This is a genomic window from Shewanella sp. ANA-3, assembly GCF_000203935.1.
GTDB lineage: Bacteria > Pseudomonadota > Gammaproteobacteria > Enterobacterales > Shewanellaceae > Shewanella.
Genome location: NC_008577.1, coordinates 4,293,013 through 4,319,978, shown reverse-complemented (window position 1 = coordinate 4,319,978; position 26,966 = coordinate 4,293,013). Strand labels below are relative to the sequence as shown.

20 protein-coding genes are annotated in these 26,966 nt (G+C 48.9%); 12 read left to right on the top strand and 8 right to left on the bottom strand.

Annotation, left to right across the window (positions count from 1 at the left end; all coding sequences use genetic code 11):
• Nucleotides 1–33: 33 nt before the first annotated feature.
• From SHEWANA3_RS23660 to uvrA, 5 genes are all read right to left on the bottom strand, one after another.
• Nucleotides 34–189 (bottom strand): hypothetical protein, encoded by a 156-nt coding sequence (locus SHEWANA3_RS23660; RefSeq protein ID WP_166485363.1) that lies wholly within the window; start codon nucleotides 187–189, stop codon nucleotides 34–36.
• Between the two features lie 162 nt (nucleotides 190–351).
• Entirely contained in the window at nucleotides 352–2,211 is a 1,860-nt protein-coding gene (locus tag SHEWANA3_RS18790) for a DEAD/DEAH box helicase (protein WP_011718375.1), read from the bottom strand.
• A gap of 197 nt (nucleotides 2,212–2,408) precedes the next feature.
• Complete coding sequence (locus tag SHEWANA3_RS18785; RefSeq protein WP_011718374.1) at nucleotides 2,409–3,449, bottom strand: M28 family peptidase; 1,041 nt, start codon at nucleotides 3,447–3,449, stop codon at nucleotides 2,409–2,411.
• An 83-nt stretch (nucleotides 3,450–3,532) separates the two neighbouring features.
• Nucleotides 3,533–3,874 (bottom strand): hypothetical protein, encoded by a 342-nt coding sequence (locus SHEWANA3_RS18780; RefSeq protein WP_011718373.1) that lies wholly within the window; start codon nucleotides 3,872–3,874, stop codon nucleotides 3,533–3,535.
• Nucleotides 3,875–3,982: 108 nt separating this feature from the next.
• A complete protein-coding gene (gene uvrA / locus SHEWANA3_RS18775) occupies nucleotides 3,983–6,835 on the bottom strand; it encodes an excinuclease ABC subunit UvrA (protein ID WP_011718372.1) in 2,853 nt (950 codons plus the stop codon).
• A gap of 16 nt (nucleotides 6,836–6,851) precedes the next feature.
• Between uvrA and SHEWANA3_RS23655 the strand changes: the two genes are divergently transcribed.
• From SHEWANA3_RS23655 to SHEWANA3_RS18740, 8 genes are all read left to right on the top strand, one after another.
• Entirely contained in the window at nucleotides 6,852–6,989 is a 138-nt protein-coding gene (locus SHEWANA3_RS23655; protein ID WP_166485362.1) for a hypothetical protein, read from the top strand.
• 256 nt (nucleotides 6,990–7,245) lie between these two features.
• Nucleotides 7,246–8,613: an MFS transporter gene (locus SHEWANA3_RS18770; protein ID WP_011718371.1), complete on the top strand. Its 1,368-nt coding sequence runs from the start codon at nucleotides 7,246–7,248 to the stop codon at nucleotides 8,611–8,613.
• 107 nt (nucleotides 8,614–8,720) lie between these two features.
• The gene (gene ssb / locus SHEWANA3_RS18765) at nucleotides 8,721–9,428 is read left to right on the top strand and encodes a single-stranded DNA-binding protein (protein ID WP_011718370.1); all 708 of its coding nucleotides are present in this window, start codon (nucleotides 8,721–8,723) and stop codon (nucleotides 9,426–9,428) included.
• A gap of 224 nt (nucleotides 9,429–9,652) precedes the next feature.
• The gene (locus SHEWANA3_RS18760; protein WP_011718369.1) at nucleotides 9,653–10,246 is read left to right on the top strand and encodes a hypothetical protein; all 594 of its coding nucleotides are present in this window, start codon (nucleotides 9,653–9,655) and stop codon (nucleotides 10,244–10,246) included.
• A gap of 290 nt (nucleotides 10,247–10,536) precedes the next feature.
• Nucleotides 10,537–13,368, top strand: coding sequence for a M16 family metallopeptidase (locus tag SHEWANA3_RS18755; protein WP_011718368.1), 2,832 nt, complete (start codon nucleotides 10,537–10,539; stop codon nucleotides 13,366–13,368).
• A gap of 186 nt (nucleotides 13,369–13,554) precedes the next feature.
• The gene (locus SHEWANA3_RS18750) at nucleotides 13,555–14,745 is read left to right on the top strand and encodes an MFS transporter (RefSeq protein WP_011718367.1); all 1,191 of its coding nucleotides are present in this window, start codon (nucleotides 13,555–13,557) and stop codon (nucleotides 14,743–14,745) included.
• Nucleotides 14,720–15,685 carry an HTH-type transcriptional regulator YidZ gene (gene yidZ, locus SHEWANA3_RS18745; RefSeq protein ID WP_011718366.1) on the top strand — a complete coding sequence of 322 codons (966 nt, stop codon included), beginning with the start codon at nucleotides 14,720–14,722 and terminating at the stop codon, nucleotides 15,683–15,685. Before SHEWANA3_RS18750 ends, yidZ begins: the two co-directional genes overlap by 26 nt.
• A 450-nt stretch (nucleotides 15,686–16,135) precedes the next feature.
• The gene (locus SHEWANA3_RS18740; RefSeq protein ID WP_011718365.1) at nucleotides 16,136–17,509 is read left to right on the top strand and encodes a DUF4397 domain-containing protein; all 1,374 of its coding nucleotides are present in this window, start codon (nucleotides 16,136–16,138) and stop codon (nucleotides 17,507–17,509) included.
• A gap of 65 nt (nucleotides 17,510–17,574) precedes the next feature.
• Here the strand turns inward: SHEWANA3_RS18740 and SHEWANA3_RS18735 are convergent, their stop codons facing one another.
• A complete protein-coding gene (locus tag SHEWANA3_RS18735; RefSeq protein ID WP_011718364.1) occupies nucleotides 17,575–18,999 on the bottom strand; it encodes a LysM peptidoglycan-binding domain-containing protein in 1,425 nt (474 codons plus the stop codon).
• Between the two features lie 168 nt (nucleotides 19,000–19,167).
• Here SHEWANA3_RS18735 and SHEWANA3_RS18730 point away from each other — a divergent pair, with 168 nt between their 5' ends.
• The 4 genes from SHEWANA3_RS18730 (at nucleotide 19,168) to SHEWANA3_RS18715 (ending at nucleotide 24,287) form a co-directional block, all read left to right on the top strand.
• Nucleotides 19,168–20,517 carry a leucine-rich repeat-containing protein kinase family protein gene (locus SHEWANA3_RS18730; RefSeq protein ID WP_041412807.1) on the top strand — a complete coding sequence of 450 codons (1,350 nt, stop codon included), beginning with the start codon at nucleotides 19,168–19,170 and terminating at the stop codon, nucleotides 20,515–20,517.
• 93 nt (nucleotides 20,518–20,610) lie between these two features.
• Nucleotides 20,611–22,386, top strand: a complete 1,776-nt coding sequence (locus tag SHEWANA3_RS18725; protein WP_011718362.1) for a sel1 repeat family protein — start codon at nucleotides 20,611–20,613, stop codon at nucleotides 22,384–22,386.
• A gap of 175 nt (nucleotides 22,387–22,561) precedes the next feature.
• Nucleotides 22,562–23,560 (top strand): NAD(P)H-quinone oxidoreductase, encoded by a 999-nt coding sequence (locus SHEWANA3_RS18720; protein ID WP_011718361.1) that lies wholly within the window; start codon nucleotides 22,562–22,564, stop codon nucleotides 23,558–23,560.
• A 322-nt stretch (nucleotides 23,561–23,882) separates the two neighbouring features.
• Nucleotides 23,883–24,287 (top strand): hypothetical protein, encoded by a 405-nt coding sequence (locus SHEWANA3_RS18715; RefSeq protein ID WP_011718360.1) that lies wholly within the window; start codon nucleotides 23,883–23,885, stop codon nucleotides 24,285–24,287.
• Nucleotides 24,288–24,396: 109 nt separating this feature from the next.
• On the opposite strand, the gene SHEWANA3_RS18710 is transcribed toward SHEWANA3_RS18715, so the two are convergent.
• Nucleotides 24,397–25,428, bottom strand: coding sequence for an aldose epimerase family protein (locus tag SHEWANA3_RS18710; RefSeq protein WP_011718359.1), 1,032 nt, complete (start codon nucleotides 25,426–25,428; stop codon nucleotides 24,397–24,399).
• Between the two features lie 125 nt (nucleotides 25,429–25,553).
• The gene (galK, locus tag SHEWANA3_RS18705; RefSeq protein WP_011718358.1) at nucleotides 25,554–26,699 is read right to left on the bottom strand and encodes a galactokinase; all 1,146 of its coding nucleotides are present in this window, start codon (nucleotides 26,697–26,699) and stop codon (nucleotides 25,554–25,556) included.
• Between the last annotated feature and the right edge of the window lie 267 nt (nucleotides 26,700–26,966).

Sequence of the window (26,966 nt, the reverse complement as noted above, 5' to 3'; positions counted from 1 at the left end):
CGACACTAATAGACCTATTGGCTTAAGTGCAAGTTAATTTGCCATGGCGACTAACATTCCAATAAAGCCGGCAAACAGAGTACAACCGACCAGCACCATGATTAATAAGGTTTTATCTTGGCGGCATGACTTAGCCAGTGCTGGAAGTGTGGGGTTAAATAGGTCGGCTATCAGTACTAAAAAATCCATTTAGTGTCCTTAAGTTAGGCATCCATCGATTGACTATACCTGCTCGAAATATCAACTGGCCAGTGAAGTTTGAGTGATTTTAAGACAACAAAAAAGGAGCCTAGGCTCCTTTTTTAATGCGTTTGTTTAAATCTGCTTAACCTAACGGCTTAGGTTTGGCGATTACTCTTCGCGTGGTTTACGTGGTCTACGCTCGCCTGCAGGCTTGTCTGAACGTGGTTTGCGGTCTGCAAACGGCTTGTCACCAGAGGCTGAACGTGGTTTACGCTCGCCCATCGGACGATCACCACGTGGACGACGGTCGCTACGTGCGCCACGGCCAGAGTCTACAAATACTTGATCGCCAGCTTCACGGATGTTCAGTGGCTTGCCACATACGCGCACTTTCTTCAGGTGCTGCAGTACTTCTTTTGGCATGCCGTCTGGCAGGTCAACGGTAGTCACTGCGTCGTATAACTGGATAGCACCAATGTAACGGCTGTCGATGTTAGCTTCGTTTGCAATAGCGCCAACGATGTTGCCCACACCCACGCCATTGTCACGACCCACGTCGATAACATAACGGCACATCTTCAGATCTGGATTGTCTTTTAACGCTTCAGCGCTACCAAGGCTTGCTGGCATTGGGCGTGATTCACGGCTACGGCGTTCACCGCGCTCGCCACGTTCAGCACCACGTTCGCTGCGCTCATCGCGAGTACGTTCTTGAATCGCTGGCAACTGCAGTGGACGCTCTTGCTGAACTTGGTGTAGCAGGGCTGCGGCCAGCAGATCGGTATCCACTTCCAGTTGTTGACATAACTGGGCAACCGCTTCGCGCATAAAGTCCAGATCTTGAGTCATGGTTTGCGCTAACTGCTCACCTAAGCGAGACAGACGACGTTCTGCAACCGTCTCTGGGCTTGGCACTTTCATTGGCGAAATACGGCTATTAGTTGCGCGCTCGATGGTGCGCAGCATACGCATTTCTCGGCTGGTCACGAACAGAATCGCCATACCAGTACGGCCAGCCCGGCCAGTACGACCGATACGGTGTACGTAAGCTTCAGTATCGTAAGGGATATCGTAGTTCACTACGTGGCCGATACGCTCAACGTCCAGACCACGGGCCGCAACGTCGGTCGCGATCAGAATGTCTAACTTACCGCTTTTCAGCTGCTCAACCGCACGCTCACGGGCTTGCTGGTTCATATCACCGTGCAGTGGTGATGAGGCATAGCCACGGGCTTCGAGTTTTTCTGCTAATTCAACGCATGAGTTACGGGTACGAACGAAGATGATGATACCTTCAGTATTTTCAACTTCTAATACGCGAACTAAAGCTTCTAACTTGTTGTGCTGAGACACTTGCACGAAACGTTGCTCGATAGAGTCAACTGTGGTGTGGCTCGCAGCGATGCTGATGTTAGTCGCATCTTTTAAGTGCTTGTTAGCAACACGCTTGATTTGTTCTGGCATAGTGGCCGAGAACAGTGCCAGTTGGCGCTGCTCTGGTGTGTGTTCCAGAATCCATTCGATATCGTCGATAAAGCCCATTTTTAACATTTCGTCGGCTTCGTCGAGTACCAGCGCTTGCAGGGTTTCCAGCTTTAAAGTGCCACGGCGCATATGGTCCATAACACGGCCCGGTGTACCCACGATAACCTGTGGGCCACGCTTCAGGGCGTTTAATTGCTGATGCATGCTCTGACCGCCATAGATTGGCAGTACATGGAAACCTTTCATAAATTTCGCGTAGCTGCTGAAAGCTTCTGCGACTTGCACCGCTAATTCGCGGGTTGGCGCTAATACTAAAATTTGTGGGACAGCTTGGCTGGTCACTTTGTTGAGCAGGGGCAGGGCGAAGGCGCCAGTTTTACCTGTACCTGTTTGTGCCTGACCTAAAATATCTTTGCCAGCCATTAATGGGTCGATACTGGCTGATTGGATTGGCGTTGGGTTTTCGTAACCTAGCTCGTCAAGAGCACGCAACAAATTCTCGGACAAGCCGAGTTCACGGAAAGTTCTTTCACTGGATGACATTGGGTTGTAGCCTTGTGGATGCGCCCGGATTGGCGCTTAAGTTTCACAGACAGAAAATCAACCCCGTGTCGATTTCCCGCACCGAAAACGCCAGATTATAGCAGCATTTTAGCCGCTTTACCAAGTGACTCTCGGATAAATACAGGGTTTTGCGTGGATTTTTTTGCCAAAACTGAGCAAGAAACGCGCCACTTCGATTAATTTTTCAAAAAGTCGCCATTGAGTCGTAGGATTTCGAAGGCGGATTCCGTCACCGCCGCGAGAAACACATAATCCAAAGTGTCTGGGGTATCTTCCGGGGTATGGTATTGCGGATGAGTGGGAACGCCAAAATAGAGCCAAGGGATCTTAGCTTTATGGAAAGGATAATGATCCGAGGCTCTGAGCCAATCTGTGCTCTGGATGCTTCGTCCCACGGGTTTGGGATGACTTAACTTAATGCAGAGGCGATTATTCGCGTTTAGCATCGGCCTAAATTGCGGAAATTGATAGAAGTTGCGGCTACCCTCGAGGTAAATGGCGTAGGGGCGGCTCGGGTGGCCAATCATATCGAGATTGAGCATCAGTTCAAATTGCGCCTCGGGCATTCGCTGCTTGAGTTGCTCGACGAGGGCCGTACTGCCATACAGCCCAGGCTCTTCGGCATCGGTCGCGACAAACATTAAGTTAATGTTGGGCAGAGAATCGTGGGCGGCGTTTAGCTGCGCTTGCCAGTGGGCGGCGAGAGCCAACAGGGCGGCAACCCCTGAGGCGTTATCATCGGCGCCGTGGTAAATCTTGCTGCCACTCATGCCGAGATGATCGTAGTGAGCCACCACAATACGCCATCGATGAGTGGGTTGGCGTGCGGGGACTAACGCCACCATATTGCTTCCTGTCTCTTGGCTAAAAAGCGTGGCATATTCGAAGGGTACCTCGAAAGTCTCTCCCCAAGGAGTAAGCCCAAGTTGTTGAAACTGGCTGTGCAGATAGTCGCGTGCCTTGGCGGCACCTTCGGTTTGGGTTTTACGCCCCATTAATTCTGCGGCGCTGAGTGTTGCTACTGTTTGCTTAAGAGCTTCTGGTTCGGCCCAATTCAATCGAATTGCCTCAAGTGAGCAAGTGTATTCGGCGGGTTGATTGGCGCAGGCGGCAAGGCTTAAACATAAGCTAAGGATAAACAAGCGCAATAAGCTCAAGCCTATGCGGTGAGGCTGGGAGCGAGTGATTACTGTGAATGGGTGCGCCAAATTGCCCATGGCTATCCTTAAGGTTGGCAATAGGATGATCAATCCTAAGCCTAACAGGGATTTAGCTTGGCTGCATGGGCCGTAATGCTGAATCAGTCTAAGACGCGGATCTCGGGGGAGAGTGTCGCCTCCTGATGACGGCTTAAATGAAAGTGCTCCAAGCCAGAGACCAAATGGGTTCGTGAGCAAATAGTGACTTGGGCGTTTTTGGTGAGACCGCCTTGATCTAAGGTGGTGATCCGGCCATCGGGCAAGGCGAGCAGGCTGCTATTGGCTGAGCTGTCTAACACTGTCACTTGTAAACGTGTGGGTTGACCGATAAGCGGATCGACAGCGGCGACAACCAATGCCACAAGCGTTAACCCGAGGCAGGCGATGAGTAATAGATTGGCGCGACTTAAGCTCGTCAAACTCGGGCGATGCGTTGGCAACATGTTCTCCTCGATTGATAACGGCGAATGGCTTGCCTGAGAGGGTTTTATACCTCGATAGGGTGTAATTACAGCGCCTTGGAGATACCAAGGCACTACTGACACTTTATATTATGACTGCTTGGCTAGCTTAGCATCCCGCTCCAGCAGCGGCTTTAAGAAGCGCGCGGTATGGGATGTAGGATGCTGCGCCACATCTTCTGGCGTACCGGTTGCTAGGATAGTACCGCCGCCGCCTCCGCCTTCTGGGCCTAAGTCGATAATCCAGTCTGCGGTTTTAATCACATCCAGATTATGCTCAATCACCACGATAGTATTGCCGTGGGATTTGAGGCGATGCAGTACATCGAGCAGTAATTGGATATCGGCAAAGTGCAAGCCCGTTGTCGGTTCATCCAGAATATACAAGGTCTTACCCGTATCGCGCTTAGAGAGCTCCTTCGCAAGTTTCACCCGCTGGGCTTCACCGCCCGACAGCGTGGTCGCGCTCTGGCCTAAACGTACGTAGGACAAACCTACATCCATTAGGGTTTGCAGTTTGCGAGCAATGGCTGGCACTGCATCGAAAAACTCCCGCGCATCTTCCACTGTCATTTGCAGCACTTCGTGGATGTTCTTGCCTTTGTAGCGCACCTCTAAGGTTTCGCGGTTATAGCGTTTACCTTTACAGGCATCGCAGGGCACATACACATCGGGCAGGAAGTGCATTTCGACCTTAATTAAGCCATCGCCTTGGCAGGCCTCACAGCGACCGCCTTTCACGTTAAAGGAGAAGCGGCCCACCTGATAACCACGGGTACGGGATTCCTGCGTCGCGGCAAAAATCTCCCGAATAGGCGTAAAGATGCCAGTATAAGTGGCGGGGTTAGAGCGCGGAGTACGACCAATCGGGCTTTGGTCGATATCGACCACTTTATCGCATTGCTCCATGCCGACGATGCGATCGTAAGGTGCGGGCTCATCGACTGTGGCACCGTTGAGTTGCTTATGGGCAATTCTAAAAAAGGTGTCGTTAATCAGCGTCGATTTACCTGAACCCGATACTCCGGTCACGCAGGTGAACAGGCCTACGGGAACCGTTAAGTCGACGTTGCGTAGGTTATTGCCACGGGCGCCGTAAAGCTCAATCACTTGTTTGGGGTCGTAAGGCGTACGTGGGGTGCTGATATGGATATTGCGTTTGCCAGAAATATATTGACCTGTGACGGACTCGTCGCAGGCGACAATTTTCTCAATCGGACCGTCGCAAATCACTTCGCCGCCGTGTACACCAGCGCCGGGGCCGATATCGATAATATGATCCGCGATACGAATCGCATCTTCATCATGCTCCACCACGATCACTGTGTTACCTAAATCCCGCAAGTGGATTAAGGTCTGCAATAACCGCTCGTTATCCCGTTGGTGCAAGCCGATAGATGGCTCGTCGAGCACGTACATCACACCAACGAGTCCTGCGCCGATTTGGCTGGCGAGACGAATACGCTGCGCTTCACCGCCTGATAGAGTTTCGGCCGAACGCGACAGACTTAAATAGTTGAGGCCGACGTTAACGAGGAAGCCTAAGCGATCGCGTACTTCCTTCAGTACCTTCTCGGCGATCTGTGCCTTTTGGCCGCTGAACTCGAGTTTGTCGAAGTATTCGAGGGCTTCACCTATCGACCAAACGGTGAGTTTGGGCAGGTTAAGATCGCCAATAAACACGTTACGGGCTTCTTCACGCAGGCGCGAGCCGCCACAGCTTTGGCAGGCTTGAGTGTTGATAAACTTGGCTAATTCTTCGCGTACCGCGTTGCTTTCGGTCTCGCGGTAGCGCCGGTCCATATTATTTAAGATGCCTTCGAAGGGGTGATTACGCACCACCACATCGCCACGGTCGTTGATGTATTTGAAGGCGATACTGTCTTTGCCTGAGCCGTAGAGGACGATTTTTCTCACCTTATCCGACAGCTGTTCGAAGGGCACTTCGACATCGAACTTATAGTGGTCGGCGAGTGAACTCAGCATCTGGAAGTAATAAAAGTTACGTCTATCCCAGCCACGAATCGCGCCGCCCGCAAGGGATAACTCAGGGTTAGTGATCACTCTGTCTGGGTCGAAAAATTGTTGTACCCCTAAACCATCACAGGTTGGGCAAGCGCCCGCCGGATTGTTAAAGGAGAAAATCCGTGGCTCAAGCTCTGCCATCGAATAACCGCAGTGCGGACAGGCAAAATTTGCTGAGAAGATTAATTCTTCTGTGGTGCCTTCATCCATGCTGGCGACCACGGCAATCCCGCCAGAGAGTTCGAGCGCGGTTTCAAAGGATTCGGCGAGACGCTGCTGGATATCGCTGCGGACTTTAAAGCGGTCGACCACCACTTCGATAGTGTGCTTAACGTGTAAATCGAGTGCTGGTGGATCGGTTAAGTCGCAGACTTCACCGTCGATTCGGGCGCGGATATAGCCCTGCGCCGATAAGCCTTCGAGTAATTTTACGTGCTCACCCTTACGACCATTGACTACGGGCGCCAGCAGCATCAAGCGGCTGTCTTCGGGCATTTCTAACACTTTATCGACCATCTGACTCACGGTTTGCGCCGCAAGTGGTTGGCCGTGAGTTGGGCAGCGTGGTTCTCCCACGCGGGCAAACAACAGACGCAGATAGTCGTAAATTTCGGTAATAGTCCCGACGGTAGAGCGCGGGTTATGGGATGTCGATTTTTGTTCGATGGAAATCGCCGGGCTCAAGCCTTCGATATGGTCGACATCGGGCTTTTCCATCAAGCTTAAGAATTGGCGGGCATAGGCAGAAAGAGACTCAACATAACGTCGTTGGCCTTCGGCATATAAGGTATCAAATGCTAGGGAAGATTTGCCTGAACCCGATAACCCTGTGATAACGATTAACTTATCCCTTGGGATAGTCAGGTTGATATTTTTGAGATTGTGGGTCCGTGCGCCGCGTATTTCAATCTTATCCATCTATCGCTCAAGTCTTATGCTTAAAAAAAATGAGCCTAAGTATCGCACAGTTCGGCGGCCGAGTTTAGTCGATTCTGTGATCTTGCTGACACGCCCAATGGGCGCGGTTGTGGGGCCGGTATTGCTGATAAAGGTGATGCAGTTAGCGGATTAACGAAGATTAATCCGTCTATTGGCTGTGAACTTAGCCAAGTTCTGTAAGCATCGAGTTAACTATTTGTAGCCAATGGGCTTTTAGATAAGCCTTAAAAATAAAGGCCTAAGCGTACGCTAACGTGCGAGCATCAGCATTGGTGCGGGGCAAAACCTGCTGTTTTACACTCTCGGCGTGGGCGGTTTTTCCTTTTGAGCAAACGCTTTTGGGTGTGTTAACATGCGCCCCCTAAAAGACTTCAATCCAGGGCAAAATCATGGGTAACAACGGACTTTCAGGAACCGAGAAAAAAGTCGCGTTTTCTTTAGCCAGCGTATTTGGTTTACGTATGATGGGCTTGTTTATGATCATGCCCGTCTTTGCACTCTATGGTCAGCATTTAGAAGGTTTTTCTCCCCTTTGGGTGGGGATTGCCATTGGTGCCTATGGCTTGACTCAGGCCGTTTTGCAGATCCCTATGGGGATTTTATCCGACAAGTATGGTCGTAAACCTGTCATCCTCGCTGGCCTAGTATTGTTCGCCATCGGCAGCTTAATTGCCGCCAATGCCGATACGATTTACGGGGTGGTATTTGGCCGTGCCGTGCAAGGTATGGGGGCTATTGCCGCCGCCGTGTTGGCCTTAGCGGCGGACTTAACCCGAGATGAGCAGCGCACTAAGGTGATGGCCATTATCGGCATGTGTATCGGCGGCTCTTTTGCCCTGTCGTTACTCGTGGGCCCAATTGTGGCGCAGCATTTAGGCTTATCGGGTTTATTCCTGCTAACCGCAGGCCTTGCGGTACTTGGCATGTTGATTGTGCAGTTATTAGTGCCGAATCCGATTTCCCATGCACCTAAGGGCGATACCTTAGCGGCGCCCGCCAAGCTCAAGCGTATGTTGACCGATCCGCAGCTGTTTAGGCTCGATGCGGGTATTTTTATTCTGCACTTAGTGTTAACTGCGGTGTTTGTCGCCTTGCCACTCGATTTAGTCGATGCGGGTCTGGTGAAGGAAAAACATTGGATGCTGTATTTCCCCGCGTTTGTGGGCGCATTCTTCTTGATGGTGCCGTTAATCATCATCGGGGTGAAGCGTAAGAATACTAAGGCAATGTTCCAGATTGCTTTAGTGATCATGATGTTTGCCCTTGCGGCGATGGCGATTTTTTCGAACAACCTCTGGGTATTGAGCGTAGCGGTATTGCTGTTTTTTACCGGCTTTAACTACCTTGAAGCGTCGCTGCCGAGTTTGATTGCGAAATTCTGCCCCGTAGGCGAAAAAGGCTCGGCCATGGGGGTTTATTCGACTAGCCAATTCTTAGGCGCATTCTGTGGCGGTATGCTCGGTGGCGGTGCGTTCCAATTAGTCGGCGCCGTGGGCGTGTTTATCGTTGCGCTGGTATTGATGGGTGTTTGGTTATTATTGACCCTAGGGATGAAAAATCCTGTGCTGCTTAAGAGTTACACCTTAGAAGCAGCCGTAAAAGATAAGGCCCAAGCGCGGGATATGGCATCGCAGCTGTCACAATTGATGGGTGTGGTCGAAGCGATTGTGGTGCTAGATGAGAAAGTTGCTTACCTCAAAGTTGATGAGCATTTCGATTTAAGAGAAGCCCGAGCTGTGTTAGGCTCTGCTCAATAATATGTGTTATTGCCGCTAGTTTTAGGGAAGCGGATTTTCCCTTGCGGCAACAATTATAAACAACATACTGAATTAATAGATTATTTAAAGAATCGCAGGAGATTTCAATGGCCAGTCGTGGTGTTAACAAGGTAATTTTGGTTGGCAATTTGGGACAAGATCCAGAAGTACGTTACATGCCAAACGGTAACGCAGTCGCTAACATCACAGTAGCGACCAGCGAATCGTGGAAAGACCAACAAGGTCAACAGCAAGAGCGTACTGAATGGCACCGTGTGGTTCTGTTTGGCAAGTTGGCTGAAATTACGGGTGAGTACCTGCGTAAAGGTTCACAGGTTTACCTCGAAGGTAAACTGCAGACGCGTAAGTGGAAAGACCAAAGCGGTCAAGATCGTTACAGCACTGAAGTGGTTATCGACCAAAGCGGTAGCATGCAAATGTTAGGTGGTCGCAATCAAGGCCAAAGTCAAGGTCAAGGCCAAGGTGCACCTATGGGTGGCATGCAACAAAACGCGGGTTACCAAGCGGCTCCGGCTCAAACTGCGCCAGCGCAAAACCAATACGCGCCAGCACAGCAAAGTTACCAAGCACCTGCACAGCAGCCACAATCTGGCTACAATCAGCAGCCTGCTCAGCAAAGCTATGGCCAGCAACAGCAATCCCATGCTCAGCCACAGCAAAGTGGTTATGCGCCTAAGCCTGCTGCACCAGCCTATCAAGCACCAGCGGCACCTGCACAACGTCCAGCACCACAGCCACAACAAAACTTTACCCCAGATTTGGATGACGGTTGGGACGACGATATCCCGTTCTAATTTTCCTAGTTTTACAGTGTAAATAATCGTTTTTTAAAAGCCCTGCCATATTGTGCAGGGCTTTTTGTTTATATATGGCTTGTCTGTCCTTGAATAATTTTCTTTGCGTAGTTGTTAACAGTTGTTATGATTTAGGGTGGGTTGTTTGGGTTCACTAAAGGACTCTAACTTTTGGAAATAAATTAACGTTATGACAATTACTACTAAAAGAAAGGAATTCTTCCATGGAAGATGTAATAAGTCAGGAAAGTAATCCATTAAAAAGTGATGAAAAACAAATAACAGTAGATAGCAATATTCAGAGAATTCCACTGTTTCACGTTTCTCTTGCTAAATTGACAATTATGTTTGTTGCCACCTTTGGTCTATATCAAATTTATTGGTTTTATAAGCAATGGCAGGCATTAAAAGAGTATTATGATTTAGATGCATGGCCTATTGCTCGATGCATTTTTACGGTATTTTTTACGCACTCTTTGTTCGTTTATGTTAGTGAATATATTAAAGAAGATAATAGAAGCTATCGTTGGAATCATTCAGCTTTAGCGACAGCTTACGTTTTACTTATCGTAGTCTCTAGTATTCTTAATAAAATTGAAGTTTTACCAACATTTTTTATTTTAATTTCTATTTTTATACCTTTAGCAGTTTTGTATCCATTGTATGAAGCTCAAAAAGCAATTAACTTTGCGCTTGAACCTTTAGAATATGAGGATAATTCAAGTTTAACTTGGTTGAATTGGATCTGGATTGCTCTTTTTGGTTTCTATTGGGCTATGGTTATCTATGCATTAACTGTGTTAGTCAGACTTGCTTAATTTAGAATAAAACAGGCTTTAATTAAGCCTGTTCTGAATTGCCAATGTGCGGCAGTGTGACAGAGGAATATTTTTATAAAGTTAACAACGAGTTTTCCCTCATAAACTTTCAAGCTCTAATATTATTTTTTCTTATTGATTCATGGTTTTGATATTTTTGGTACGGTGTAAGGTATTGATTTTGTGACTTAAAGCTTTTTAGCGGCTATAGTAAAAAGTCAATTTATCAGTACTGAGGTAAGCATTTTCTCCGGTTAATGAACCCAATTGGGGGGAGAAAATGAATTTTTATGAATAATTTCAAGCGAATCCAGTTTAAACACCTGTGGCTATGGCTGCTATTTATCAGCGTGGCCTTCCCCTTAAGGGCGGTTGAAGCGCCTCTGTGGCCTGAGTCGGCCGATTTACCCTTAAGTCCGCGAGTACACACAGGCACCCTGGCTAATGGGTTGCACTATCTGTTGGTAAACAATAAAACCCCTGAACAGGCGGTTATCGTCCGTATGCGGGTGGATGTGGGATCTGTGATGGAAACGGATGCCGAGCAAGGTCTAGTGCATTTCTTAGAGCATATGGCCTTTAATGGCTCTACCGGACTCGCGGCGGAGGAGATGATCCCGACCTTACAACGCTTAGGTTTAAGTTTTGGAGCCGATACCAATGCGGTGACTGAATTCCAGCAGACGGTTTATCAGTTTAATTTACCGAGCAATAGCCAAGATAAAGTCGATACCGCTTTGTTTTTAATGCGCGAAATCGCCAGTAACCTGTTGCTGGATCCCACCCTTATCGAGCGTGAAAAGGCGGTGGTCTTGTCTGAACTGCGTGAGCGCAGTAGCGCCGATTTAGAAAACTATCGCCACCAGTTAACCTTTTTAATGCCGCAAACCTTGCTATCGCAGCGCTTTCCCGTGGGAGAGGCGACGAGCATTCAAAATGCGAATCGTGACAAGTTATTGTCCCTCTATCAGCGTTTTTATACGCCATCCCGCACCAGCTTAATTGTGGTGGGGGATATTGATGTCGGTCGTATCGAGCACAAGATCAAACAGCAATTTACCGACTGGCAAGCCGCGCCGCAGGCTGCTGGGGTGAAGGCCCAATCCATAGGCACGGTACAGGCTAAAACCGCTGTTGAGGCGGCGGCATTTTTTGACCCAAGCCTGCAAACCTCGGTTTCCCTCGGGCTGTTAAAACCGCAAACCCCTAAACCAGATACGATTGCGCTGCGTGAGCAGGAGATTTTATTAGAGCTTGCCCATGGTATTTTGTATCGCCGCCTAGAATCACAGTTGCTGCACAGCCAAGGCTTATACGGCGTAAGCTTACAAATCGGCCCACAATACGATATTGCCTACGGCACGCAAATGACCTTGGGGACGCAGGAAAACAACTGGCAGCAAGGACTTGCACTATTAGAGCAAACCTTGCGTCAGGCGCTGGAATTTGGTTTTAGCCAACAGGAAATTGACCAGCAACTTAAGCGGATGCACAAGGGCTATCAGCTTAGTGCCGCTGGCAGTAACACCATTCACAGCGTTAATATTGCCGAAAGTCTAGTGAATACAGTGGCGAGCCGACGTATGCCAGTGGAGCCCGCATGGCAATTGGCGCTGTTTGAAAAGCTGATGCCGAGTATCACGCCGCAAAAACTGCAGCAGTCGTTTAAACAGGCTTGGGAAGGGACGCCTTATCTGTATCTCACCAATAGCAAACCCATTGAAAATGTTGAAAAACAACTCTTAGCCGCCTACGGCGCGAGCCGAAAGCAAGCCGTAAAAGCACCCGAAACCAAGAGCATTGCCGAGTTTGCCTATAGTCAATTTGGTGAGCCGGGGCAGATTGTTGCCGATCAGCGCGATGCCACAACTGGGATCCGTAAGCTAGAGTTTGCTAACGGTGTGCGCCTCAATGTAAAACCCACCCCCTTTAATCAGGGGATGACGCTGGTAAGTCTCAATATCGGTTTTGGCGAGGTGCCATTCCCCGAGCTAGATGGTTTGTCTTACCTGTTTAATAGCGCCTTTGTGCAGGGCGGTTTAGGGCTGCACGATTGGGACAGTTTGCAGGATATTTTTGCTGGCCAAGATATCTCGGTGGGCTTGAGTTTGCGTGAACAGAGTTTTGGCGGCGAGATCAGCACCAATGCTGCCGAACTTCGCACTCAATTAGGCGTGCTAACGGCTTATCTTGTTGACCCGGGGATGGATCAACAGGCCGAGCAGTTATTCCGTGAGCAAGTGATAGCCGAGCAGCAGAGCATTCATAGCAATCCGCAACTGGAGTTTTCGAATCAGTTTGCCCGTATTGCTCACAATGGCGACAAACGTTATGGCTACGGTAATCCTGATGAAATCCTCAAACGTCAGTTTGCTGAACTCGCGCCTAGCTTCCATTCTGCCGTTCAGCAGGGGGTGATTGAACTGGCGATTGTTGGGGATTTTGATGAAAACAAAGCGATTGCTGAGGTTGCACAAACCCTAGGAGCCATTGCGCGACAGCCGATCCCTAAGGGGCAGACGATTGTGCCTGTATTTCCCAAAGTGCCGGCACAAATGAACCTGACCCATTATGGTCAAGTCGATATGGCGGCACTCGCGCAGGTATGGCCGACGACGGATATGAGCAATCCCCGTGAGCTGGTGGGTTTAGGTTTACTCGAGCAGGTACTCAATATCCTACTCACTGAAAATGTACGCGAAAAAGCCGGTGCGAGTTATTCACCCTCGGCATTTTCATACAGTGACTTAAATCCAACGGGTTATGGTTATCTTGGCTTATTTAGTGTGACAACTAAGCCTATGTTGCCGGAGGTGGCTAAGTATTACGCCGCCGCAGTTAAGCAGGTTAAAGCGCCTTCGGGTATCAGTGAGGATTTACTCAATCGCGCCCGCCAACCTGTGTTGGAGTGGATGCATATGGCGCCGCAAAGTAATAACTTTTGGTTAGATTTGGCCTCAACCGCCCAAAGCCAACCGGAGCGTTTTGCGGGCTTTAACCAACGATTGGCACTGGTACAGCAAATAACCCCCGCCGAGTTAAGCCAATTGGCGCAGAAATACCTCAAAGATGATAAGCGCTTAACCATCGAAACCTTACCTGCACCCATCACGGCTCAGTGAGCGATTAAACCATAATCCCTTTGAAGATCTCCCTCCTGTGATACTCGTTTCACAGGAGGTTTGGTTTTATTGATCATTGCAATATCTCTCGGTCGTAATTGGAAATCGCTGTTGTCGAAAATGCCACTCACGTTTAAGCCGCGCTCACATTAGGCTAAACGCAACTTTTTGCAGGGTGTTCATGTCATGTTTCGATATCTTTTATGTTGCTTTGGTTTGGTCCTAATGTACCCGACAGGGATAGATATGTACTTGGTGGGATTGCCACAAATCGCCAATCAACTTGGGGCGACTGAGGCGCAGCTGCACATTGCGTTTTCTGTATATCTTGCGGGCATGGCGACGACTATGCTGTTTGCGGGCAGTTTAGCCGATAGGATTGGGCGTAAACCTATCACGCTCTTTAGTGCCTTACTGTTTGCGTTAGCCTCCTACTTTGCAGCGCGCTCGCAAAGCAGTGATCTGTTTTTAGTCGCTCGCTTTGTGCAAGGAGTCGGGGCGGGTTGTTGTTATGTCGTCGCGTTTGCGATTTTGCGTGATGCCTTAGACGATAAGCGTCGCGCTAAAGTGCTCTCAATGGTGAATGGCGTGACCTGTATTATCCCGGTGATTGCGCCTGTAATTGGGCATTTGATCATGCTTAGGTTTCCATGGCCGAGTTTGTTTTACACTATGGCGGTAATGGGATTGCTGGTGTTTGGACTATGTCTGTTCGTCTTGCGTGAGACTTATTCTAAAGCGTCATTTCACAGTCAAACTTTGCCTAGAGTACAAACTGAATCCTTTAAACAAGGCTTTTTTATCAGCCGCGTGGTTATAACGACCTTAGGCGTAACCACGATTTTAAGCTATGTGAATGTGTCTCCCATGCTGATTATGGGGCAGATGGGGTTTGACCGAGGCCAATATTCCAACACTATGGCGATGACTGCATTGGTAAGTATGCTGGCCTCATTTTCGACGCCCTTTTTGCTTAACCAGTTTAAAGAAAAATCGCTAATTTTGTTCTCTCAGACATTATTTGCCGCAGCAGCGCTGGTGTTCATCTTGACCCAATTGGGCTGGTTGGGTCAGTTATTCAATCTGCTCGGTTTTGGTTTGGTATGTTCAGGGTTTGCGATTGGATTTGGGGTGACCATGAGTCAGGCGCTCAGTCCATTTGTGGCGCGGGCAGGGGTGGCTAGCTCATTACTGGGGATAGCCCAAGTCTGTACTTCGGCCTTGTATATTTGGGTGATGGGGCTGCTCGAAGTGAGTGCGATTAATATATTATTAGCTATCCTCGCCGTTGGAGCGCTGATAAGTATCACGCTAATGTTAGCTGTGCCTAAATTGTCGGAAATGGTAGCGAATGAGCAAATCCCTGAGTCGGCTTGACCTCAATCTGTTGTTTACTTTTCAGTTGTTATCGCAGGAGCGGAGCGTATCTAAGGCCGCCAAAAAGCTCAATGTGACGCCATCGACCGTGAGTAAATCGTTGGCGAAGTTGCGCGATTGGTTTGATGATCCGTTATTCATTAAAACGCCTCAAGGATTGCAGCTCACACCATTAGCCCAAAGCATGGAGCAAGACTTAGCCGATTGGTTGCAAATGGGCAAACAGCTCATGGGTAAGCGTGGGGATGATATGGCGAAAGGGCTCAGCTTCGAGCTGATGCTTGAGTCTCCTTTGTCGCTCATTATGCTTAATCAATTAACGCAAGCCATTTACCAGCACTACCCAGATGCAAAAGTGAAGGTGCGTAATTGGGATTATGATTCACTCGAGGCCATTGTTCGCGGTGAGGCCGACATGGGGTTTACTGGCCGAGAGAGTCATCCACGCTCCAAGGAATCCCTTGATTTACTGCCTTATTTTATCGATTTTGAGGTTTTATTTACCGATCTCCCTCGGGTGTACTTACGCCGCGATCATCCCGCCTTGCAAGAAGAGTGGAACATAGACACTTTTCTTAAATATCCGCATATCAATATCTTGTGGGAAAAGAGCGAAACCTGGGCCTTGGATGATGTACTTATCGAACTTGGGTTAACTCGCAATATAGTGCTGACCTTAGCCAGTTTTGAGCAGTCACTGTTTGTCGCGGCAGAGCCTCACCACAGCATGATGGCGGTAGCGCCGCAATATTGTGAGCAATATGCTCGTCAATTACACCCTGATTTAGTGAGTCGTTCCATCCCGATAAGTGGCGAATATCTTGATAAACTCGCCATTCCTTTTACCTTAATTTGGCATAAGAGAAACAGCCATAACCCCAAAATCACTTGGCTGCGAAACAGGATAAAAGCCATTTTTCAGCCACAGACGCAGGATTAAAGCTGATATTTACCGTGTTTACTTTATAGTGCAATGTCTAATTGCTGGCACAAAGGTTGTTTGGAGAGCATTCATTGTTGGTGTCGCAGACGGGGATAAATTCTATCTCGGTATGCAGCAGGCGTTTATAGATATCAATATCAAAAGTTCGCCCACAGCCCTGATTTGTCGATTAAATATTGTTCAATAGTGGCTAGCATCACAGCATATTCAATTCACATGCTGAACATAGGCACATCAGACGATACCGCCTTTGTCTTCAATCTTATTTGTATCAATTCAGCGCTTAAAAAATGTGATTTGTATCAACTTTGACGTTGTTATTGAAATGTTTGTTAAGTTGTTGAGTTTGTGAAATATTTGTTTTTGTTTTGAGTGGAAATTGCCATTGTTGTCATTGTATAACTGCGTAGACTGAACTGAATTTTTTGTCTGCTAATGAGGGATACGATGCTTAACAATAAACTAAAAGGATTCGCGGTTTTGACTTTCGCCTGTTTGGGCGTGACCGCTTGTGGTGGCTCCGATAATAAAAAGGATGAGGACACCTCGAAGACCGATACCTATGTGCAATTTTACAATGCTTCGGCTGGAAGTACGGCTACCGCACTGAAGATTGGTGATAAAACCTATGAGAGCGTGAGCTACGCCGATGCGATGCCAAGGTTCACTTCAACGCCAGGCGTCAGTGCCGTCGAGGTGATGGGTAAAGATGCATCGAACAAAGATATCTCACTCTATAAAGAGGATATCGATTTAAAAACCGCGACAGACCATTTCTTTGTCTTGCATGGGGATTTTGCCTCGCCATCGCTGCTGAATATCAATTACTCCCGTACTGAACTCGATAAACAAAACGCCGAAGCGGACAAGAGTAAAATGCAATTATTGATCGCCCATACGGCGATGAATGCGCCCGCCTACGATGCCTATATTGCTAAAGCCGACCAAGGCTTTGCCGATGCGGTGATGCTTGGCAGTGTCTCCTACGGTGAGGTCTCAACACCGCAGATTTTGGACACTGGGGATTACAAGGTTTACCTCGCTCCCGCGGGAACCACTAATGTGAGCTACACCACGGCAAGCATTAACTTTAAGACTAAGGTGCCCTATAAGTTGATTTTACGGGAAAGCTTTGGCGCTTCGGATGCCAAAATCAGCTTAGATAGCGTCGATTCGACCACCAATGTGCGTAATCATGTCGCCCTCGAAAGCAGCGTCGATTTTAGGGTATTCAATGGTTTGGCAACGCACAATGTCGATGTCAAAGTCGTGAGTAATAAACAAGAAGCTCTATTTAGCAATGTGGCTCCCTTTGGCGTGACTGCCTATCAAGGCGCTGAGTTTAATGACTTTGGCGTGAGCGTATTTGATCATACTAGCCAAGCCAAATTGCTCGACAATGTGTTGATTACCCTTAATCAGGACGATATCAAAACCATCTTCATCTACGAGCAAACTACCGAAGAAGGTAGCCAAGTGAAGGCGATGGAGATGAAGCAAACGCAAACGCCGAGTCCCTACAGCTTTAAGTTTGATATCGTCAGTTTTGCCGACAAGAGTAACCTGACGTTGTACTTCTTAAAGGCGAACGACACCATTGAAACTGCAGCCTATAAGATCAGTGCGGTTAATCCAACGGCGCCGCAGTCGTTAGTGGTGCCAAAAGGTGAGTATTCCATCAAGGTGATCGCGGTGGAAAATGGCACTAAGACCGTGGTTTATGCATCAGAGATGATGGATTTTAATAACGAAGATAATGTCACTATGGTGCTGAATAAGGACGCTTCAACCAGCTTTGGCTATAACCTCGTTAAGCTTTAATCGCTAAATAGATTAGGGCAATAAAAAAGCACTACCTTGGTAGTGCTTTTTCGTCTTAGCCGTCTTTATTCCGACAGTTTTAGCTCTTGGCCAGACTTAATAATGCTCTTGGCATTCAGCTGGTTCCATTTCATTAAATCCGCGAGTTTCACTTTGTTTTTACGCGCGATTTTATCTAACGAGTCACCGGACTTCACCTTGTAAGTACTGGCTTTCGCGGTGGGCTTGTCAGCGGTTTTACTGCTGGTTTTAGCCTTTGCCGCTTGAGACGTTGTTTGAGCTTTGCTCTGCTTTGGCGTCTCGGTCGAGGTGTTATCTTCGCTGCTCATCGGCGTTAACAGGGTCAACTCTTGGCCGATTTTGATTCTATCGGAGTTGAGGTTATTTGCCTGCTTTAACTCTTTGACTGAGATATCAAATTTCGCGGCAATTGTGCCTAGGCTATCGCCGGATTTCACAATATAGCTCTGGCTGTCGTAACGTGTTTGCGCGGACAACTGGTGCTGATTTTCTTGATATTGGCCGATGTTTTCAATCGGCAGGGCGATTTGGTATTTGCCCTTACTTGGGATCACGCTTTGGCGATAACCAGGGTTATAGGTTTTAAACTCCGCCTTAGTGAGTCCCGCAGCATTGGCGATTTGGCTGAGTTCAACCCCGTTAGGTGCAGGTAAACGCTCCAAAAATGGGCGGTTGGCAATCGGCATCACCTTGAGATTGTAATGGCTAGGTGCGCGGATAATTTGAATAAAGGCCAGCCATTTAGGCACGGTTTGCACTTGGCGAGCCGGAATATTCAGCGACCAGAAATCCGTGGGTTTGCCTTTAGCTTTGTTTCTATCGATAGCGGCTTTGATCACTAGCTCGCCACTGTTATAACCCGCAACGGCGTTGATCCAGTCGTTACCTAAGGTGTCATGCAAGTGTTGTAAATAGTCGAGCACGGCATCGGTCGAGGCCAGTGCATCTTTACGGCCATCGTAGGCCGAGTTGATGGTCAGGCCAAAATTACGTCCCGTCGCAGGGATCATTTGCCAGAGCCCTGCGGGGCCATTTGCCTGAGCTAGCGGGTTATAACCACTCTCAACAATCGGCAGGAGTGCCAGTTCGAGCGGCATGTTGCGGGCTTCGAGTTGGCTGACAATATAGTATAAAAATGGCTCGGCGCGCTGGGTCACCTGAGTCATAAACTTTTGCTTATCATCGAAAAAGTTACGCTGTTTGCGGACTTCGGCATCGTCATGCACATCAATGGTGCGGGCGTGTTGAATTTTTTCCCACACATCGGCGTAACGCTCGTCGATAACTTCCGTTTCAAAATGCTGAGGTTGTGCTGTCTCTTCACTATTGCCCTGGGCGTCAGGCAAGGTTGCAGCGTATTCCGTAGGCGACGTTTGCGCCGACGTGGTTGCGCAGCCGCTTAGCTGGCCCATCAAGATGGCGACCACGAGCGCAGCTAAGGCATGGGGTTGGCGAAAGGTTTTCCGCATGATTGTCCTGTAATCTGTGATGACTTGGTATTCCATGATTTGGCACATGCTAATCTGTTTTCGCATTTGTGAATAGCTTTGCTTAAAATTTGACCGCGTTAGTTACGTTTAGCTTTGGCGCTAAATACGCTAAGATAGCGGCGGTTTTTTATTGCAGTGGATGAGAGAGTGCAGACGTTAGCGCAGTTAAAAGCGGGACAATTACAAGGGGTTACCCGTTTACAGTTGGTTGAGAATTTAACCGAGTTTCCGCGGGAGATCTTCGATTTAGCCGATACCCTTGAGATCCTCGACTTATCCAATAACCAGCTCTGTTCACTGCCTGAAGATTTGCATCGCTTAACCCAGTTGAAGATCTTGTTTGCTTCCAATAACCGCTTTGAAGTGTTGCCAGAAGTGTTAGGTCAGTGCCCCAAACTGGAGATGATTGGCTTTAAGGCGAATCAAATTCGTTCGGTTCCTGAGGCGTCATTGCCCTTGCATACCCGCTGGTTGATCTTAACGGATAACCAAATAACCGCCTTGCCCGCACGTATGGGGCAGTTGTATCGCCTGCAAAAATTAGCCTTAGCGGGCAATCGCTTAACCTCGCTACCAGCATCCATGGCCCAATGCCATAACCTAGAGCTAGTGCGTTTATCGGCAAATGCTTTAGCCGCGCTGCCGAATTGGTTGCTTAAGCTGCCTAAACTCACTTGGCTGGCGTTTGCGGGCAATCCCTTTAGCCATACGCTAGTCGACCCCCATGCCGATGTGGCCAGTGTACCCAATGTGTCATTAGCGGATATTGCCCTCGGTGACAAATTGGGTGAGGGCGCCTCGGGTATTATTTATCAGGGGCGTTGGTTAAATCCTGCGATGGTTGCCGCCACGGGGACTGAGCAGATCGCGGTGAAGTTATTTAAGGGGGAGGTGACCAGTGACGGTTATCCAGCAGATGAGCTGGATTGTTGTTTAACCACGGGTGAGCACCCAAATCTTATCAAGGTCTTAGCGCATATCAGCCAGAAGGATCAGCTCGGGCTAGTGATGGCGTTAATTCCCCAAGGATTTTATAACTTAGGCTTACCGCCTTCCTTTGAAACCTGCACCCGCGACACCTTTAAGGCGGGGACCGAATTCAGCCTTAAGGGCATAGTTAAGATAGCCTTGCAGTTGTCTGAGACTCTCGCGCATATGCACGCCCAGCATATCAGCCATGGTGATGTGTATGCGCACAATATGATGATTAATCAGCAAATGTCACTGCTGTTCGGTGACTTCGGCGCCGCCTCAAACTTAGCAAAATTATCTACATCGGAGCGTAGTGCCATGCAGGCCATTGAGGTGCGGGCCCTAGGCTGCTTGATTGATGATTTATTGCCCTTTGCTGGCGCCGATAGAGCCGGCGCGCTGCGAGTTCAACTGCGACAGTTAACAGAGCTATGTATGCAACCTGAGTTATCTTGCCGTCCAGCTTTTAGCGATATCGCGAAGTTATTAGCCAGATTGTGGCAAGCTCAAGCATGCGAAGTGTAGGAAAACTCAAGGGGTGGTTCCATTGGTGAAAACCGATGCAGGGACATTACAGCAAGAGCGACTTAATCTCATCAGCAATGGAGAGCTGGCATTATGAGTTCGATTTCCAAACTGTTTTGGCTAAGCCTCTGCTTAAGCGCGTTGCTCTCTGTATCCGTTTGGGTGGGATTTGGGGATAAGTTATGGCAGCGGGAACTGCCCGCCGACCAAACTACACCGCCCAAAACAGCGCAGCGTTTCGAGTTTACAGGGACTTTACCCGCCCACACTCAGCTCGAATTAGTCGGCTATTACACTTCCTCCGTGTGTACCCGCAAAGAAATCCGTTTTCCGAGTGGTGATATTGCCAACCCCTATCGCGCTACGCTGAATAAGAGTTCGCTTCTGCGGCAATCCCTCGATACGACCGATAATACCAAGCCTTTCAGCCTGACTTTAGCCCTGCAAGGCGGTGGAGATTGCGATTGGCAGTTGGAGGATTTAGTCCTCGACCTTACCCTGCAGCCAAGTCATCCCATCTGGAAAAAGGTTAAGTCATTAAAAGACAAATATTTACAGACGTCACCGCTATTAACATCGAGCGAATCCGCGACTAAAGCCTCACCCCATGATGGGTTTTATTTGAGTCAGGAACTGACTATCGAGCCAGTGCTTGCTGGCAGCGAAGAAGATACCAATCTGGTTGCGGCGTTGCCGCTTAGCCTCAATCCCGTGTATTACCCTGTGGTGATTTACAGCCCTAAGACCGACAGCCCCTTTGAGGTAAAGCTTAAGAGTAATCTGCAGTCGACTAGCCGTTTATGGTCGAGCACTGTGACGCAAATGGTGCGTTTCGATAAAGAGGCCGTGCTGCGGGTGCAGTTTAATCCTGAAATTCTATCTGATTATCAAGTGAATGTGTGGCGACAGCCCGAGCATATCTCGGTTCATTATCCCGATGGCACTGAGTATCGTTATCCACGTAGGGATGTGCACCTCTATGCCTATGGTAAGCCTGAATCTATGCTCAATACCTTAAGCACAAGCACCAAGGCCGAAGATAAGCGATTGTTAGCACAAATTTATTGGGCAGGTAATGCGCTGGCAAAGGATGAAGAAAAAGCGCGCAAATTCTACCGAGAGGCGGCCGAGGGCGATGACTTGATTGCTATTCAGTGGATGCAATCACAGGCAGCCTATGCGGGCGAGGTTGAGCAAAGCCGTTATTGGCTACAACGCGCGGCAAGGCTTGGGGATGTCGAGGCCAAACTGGAGCTTATTCGTCAACCACTTGAGGATATCCTGCGTGGTAAATTGAATACTGCCGAAGCAAAAAGCGCGGAAGTTAAGGCTTGGGAACAATTAAATGTCTTAGTTAATCAAGGTGTGCCCGAGGCCATAAGTATGATGGCGCTGTACCAAGCATTGCCTTGGTCGCCCTACCATGATGCAACAGCGGCATTAGCCAATTACCGTTTGAGTGTGCAAGCAGACCACGCTTTGGCCCATAGCGCCGCCAGTGATTACTATTATTGGCTCGAGGATTTTGCGCAAAGTCAGGAGTTTTGGCAGATTGCCGCCGAGCGCGATCTCTATGTCGCCGCTGAGTATGCGGATATTCTGTTAAAACCCGATACGCGCGATGCGCACAAAGCGCGTACCTGGCTCGAAAAAGTGGTTTCGCAGGGTGATAAACAAGGCATGCAGCGGGACGTGTTGGGTCGTGCCTATTTTCAGCTTGCGAGCCTACTCGATGCGGGCGAAGGTGGCAGCGTTGAGCCAGAGCGTGCCCTTGTGTTCTATCAGCACAGCATTGAACTGGCTAAATCCTTTACGAATGATTACGAAGCTAAGGCCAAGGCTAGAGCACAAGCGTTGGAAAAGCTTTGAGAGTCATGTCTGTTTTAGTGTTTGAACTTGGGATAGTCTAGCCCGATCAAAGCTTTGATTATCGTTTATCCCCATATCCAGCTATGCATGAAATGGCCGCTAACCCGTGCAATGTAGACTGCTTTGTTAGCGGCAGTATTCTGTTCTATCGATAGGACCCGACTAGGAGCCCGTTATGTCCGAATTACCCCATGATTACACGCATATTTATCTTGAGCAGCCCGGTGAGCCTGAGGTGATGCAGCTGACACGCTCGCCATTGCCCGTACCGAGTGCAGGCCAAGTCTTAATTCGTAACCGCGCCGCCGGGGTGAATGGACCCGATATCAAACAAAGGATGGGAGTGTATCCGCCACCACCTGGGGCATCGCCGATTATTGGACTAGAAGTCGCGGGGGAGATCTGCGCCTTAGGCGAGGGTGTAACCCAATGGCAGCTGGGGGATAAGGTTTGCGCCTTAGTGCCCGGCGGCGGCTATGGCGAGTACAGCTTAACCTATGCCGAGCATTGTTTACCTATCCCAAAGGGCTTTTCTGAGGTGCAAGCGGCTGCGTTGCCCGAAACCTTTTTCACTGTGTGGGGCAACCTCTTTATGCGCGCGGGACTCAAGGCGGGTGAAACCGTGTTGGTCCACGGTGGTTCGGGTGGCATCGGCAGCACGGCGATTTCCCTTGCTAAGCACCTTGGCGCGACAGTGATTGCGACCACGGGACAAGATGCCAAGCGCGACTATTGCGCCGGATTAGGCGCCCATCTGGTAGTGAATTACAACACCCAGAACTTCGTTGAAGAAGTCATGGCCTTTACCCAAGGTAAGGGCGTCAACGTGGTGTTTGATATTGCTGGTGGCGACTTTATCAACTTGAATCTTCAAGCATTAGCGCTAGATGGTCGCATGGTGTCTGTATCGACCCAACGTAGCGGCAAGGCAGAGGTGAGCATTCTGCAGTTGATGGCCAAGCGTATTGTGTGGACAGGGTCGACCTTAAGGCCGCAGAGCGTTGCAGCAAAAGCCGAAATTGCCAAGCAATTACGTGAGCGTGTTTGGCCTTTGCTCGATAGCCAGCAAATCGTGCCGCATATCTGTGCCACCTTTCCACTGGCCGAGGCGGCCAAGGCCCATGCGTTGATGCAGTCGGGAGAACATAGAGGCAAAGTCGTATTAACCTTGTGATCCCGCCTAGCTACATCTGTGTAAACGCACTCGCCTCAATCCTTTGATGGAGGCGGGCAACCGAATTAAAACTTGTTGTGATGTTTTTTTAGACTAAAGTCGTTAATGACAAAATTTTTTAGAGACTTTGGCCGAAATTAATGCGTAATAAGTGAAAATTTCATGGTATGAGGCATTGATTATCGGAAATATTCTGTAAAAATACCCAGTTGAAAACGTCAGAGACTTTCCGGCGCGATTCGTGGATCAAAGCAAGCGACGCTTCGCTTATTCAGACTAAAAAACTCATAGTGTATGTGTTGATTTAAGGGTATTGGCATATATGTATAACACAGCAAAGAAACAGGTTTGGTATGGTGAGCTGAGAACATCGAAGGGCACCGCGATTGTCGTCCATGACAACCAGCTGCCAGAGGCTTCCCCTGGACGAATCTACCTCTACAATACCGAACGTGATGCTATTGTTGAGTATGTAGAAGACATCGTAAAAGTGAACCTACATGACTTAGATGATGCAGCGGTAAAAGCGGCTGAAGCTAAGTTTAGCGGCGCATGGAAAGCAGCTCGAGCTCAATTTATGGGTAAGCATCAAGCTCGTATCGACCTGAACAATGTGAAAGATTCAGGCCCTGTTCGTAAGGCTAAAGCCGAAGTTGAGCCTGAAATTGAAACCGATGCCATTGGCGCCGATTTTGATGAAGATTGGGGCGATGATTTCGACGATTAACACTGAGTTTGCCTAGTGCAAATTGGGTTAGGGTAAGGAATAAACCACTTTATTCCTTACCAGCTTTTCCTTCCTTTATTCGACAAACTTATCCCAAAACGCACTCATTTTAGCCTTCAATATCAAATTGATAGCGGCTGATATGATGGTAGATTTTCCCCGGTACTAACCAAGCGTCATCACCCAATTGGGGTTGATTCGGCGAGTCAGGCAATTTTTGCGGCTCAATACACACGCCTTGATACTGAGCCAAACTTTGCTGGTTTCGCCCTAAGGTTCCCGCTAAAAAGTTAGCGCAGTAGAGCTGCACGCCGGGCTGATTAGTAAAGACAGTCATGGCGCGGCCACTGACAGGGCTCGATAGGCAGCCAAAGCGGCGCAGCGCGCCATCGGGATTATCCAGCAGATAACAATGATCATAACCTTGGGTGCGGACCAGCGCCGGATCTTGGAGTTTGTCCCCAAAAGTAACGCCCTGAGTTAAATCGAAAATACTGTTTTTGACCTCAGCAATCCCCGTAGGCACGCCCACCTCATTCATGGTGAGGTAGCGCGTAGCATCGATTTGCATCCGATGCTGATGATTATTTGGTAAGCCATCGAGGTTGAAGTAGGAATGCTGCGTCAGACTGACGGGGCAGGGTTTATCCACCGAGGCGAGGATTTCCACATAGAGATTATTGGCGGCGAGGCGATAGTCTAACTGGACAGTGCAATTGCCGGGGAAACCCATGTCCCCATCTGGGCTGACTAACGATAAACGCACACCGTCGGGAAGTTGGCCTAAGTGCCAGTTCTTTCGATTAAAACCTTCGCGGCCACCGTGCAAGCAGTTGCTGGCCTGATTGATATCCAGTTGATACTCTTGCTCTTGATATTGCAGCTTGCCCATCGCAATACGGTTGGCAAAGCGCCCTGCGATAGCGCCAAGGTGGGCGTTTTGGGTTAGATAATCTTCGGCACTGTCGCAGCCAAGCACGATATTGGCGCGTTGCCCCTGTTTATCGGGCGTCCAAAGTGAGCGAATGATGCCACCTAAACTGAGCACTTCTAAGGCGATGATGCCATTGTCTATCCGCACACGTTCGATTTCACCGCCGCGGGGATCGGTCCAAGGATCTAGTACACTGAAACGCACCATTTAGCTTCCCTCTAATGTGATTTAACCGCTTGATTTTGCCTCTTAAAAACAACAAATACCATAGGATTCAAGGTTGAATTCGTATGGTATTTGTCTGGAAGAATGGATAGAGCGTGATTGACGGACTAGCTGTCGATGCGCCCCGCGCCAGCACTCGCCGAGCAGAGATACACAGTGGCATCGATTCCGGTCTGCTCATAAAATGCATGCTCGACCGCCGAGACCACGGCATCGGTGAGTTCGTGATCCACTAAGGCGACAACACAACCGTCGGTCATGCGAATGCCGCCACGCTCTCCAATCACTTGGCTGACTATGTCTACCAAGGTATCAAATTCGGGCAACGTCACCTCAAAATCATCCCGTAGAGATTGATGGGACTGTGCCATTAACAAACTGAATTTAGATAGATTATTTTGCTCTAGCGCTCGAGCGGCACTCTGGGTGCGCTTGTTTTCGGTGACAACGTGTTTGGCACGGCGATACAGGGTGTCATCCAATTGATCTTTAGCACTTTCGAGCTGACGCTGGTCGAGGTGACGCAGGGCATCGAGGCCAAAAAAGTCGGCGGCCTGTGCGCATTCTTCGCGGCGTTGTTGATTTATCGCCGCTAAGCGTTGTTTCTCGATATGGGCATCGATAATGATCAGGCTAAGGTTTTCAGGGATCGCAATAGGTTCGCTATCCAGATCCAGACAATCGATGAGCAAGGCATGATCCGGTTCGCCCATGGCGCAGACCATATGGTCCATAATGCTGCAAGCCGATGAGACATAGCGATATTCACCACGCTGAGCGAGTTGTGCCACCGCCATAGGAGACAGATGCAGTTGGCTGCTGTCGCTGATAGCAGTGCCAAAAGCGACGACTAAGGCGCCGGAGGAAGACAGACCCGCAGCTAATGGCACATCGCCGACGACCGCTAAGTCTAACCCTTTGGCGATAAGGCCAGTATTGGCCATGGCTACCGTCAGGCCCTTGAGATAATTGACCCAACCATCTTCGGGATTGATTTCAGTGTCTTTACCGAAGCTCCATTCCTTGATTTGCCCCGGAAAGGCGTCGGCAACGGCGCGAAACTTATTGTCCTCTCGGCGTTTTACTGCAATAACCGTATGAAAATTAATGGCGGCGGGCAGCACGAAGCCGTCGTTGTAATCCGTATATTCACCGATCAAATTCACCCGACCTGGGGCTTGGTATAAATCATCGGCTTTAGTGCCAAAGGTTTGGACAAATAACTTAGTGGCGCGCTGCGCAGGGTTCGACATGCTGGGAAGACTTCCAAAAAAGCTGGGCTAAATTGCGTTCTTGTCTTCGATTTATATCACGACTAACTCAGTGTTGTAACTGAGATTTTGTAGGGCATAGACGATAGTCTTGTCAGGGAAAATCGATACAGAACAAGCAACCAATTATCTACTTCTATCGCATACTTGCAATTGTTTGATTTTGATTGTTTTTAACATTTTGAGGTGAGAAATAAGTTGGCTCAGGAGGTTTGCTTTCCTGAGCCAACATTAGCTTAAATAAGATGA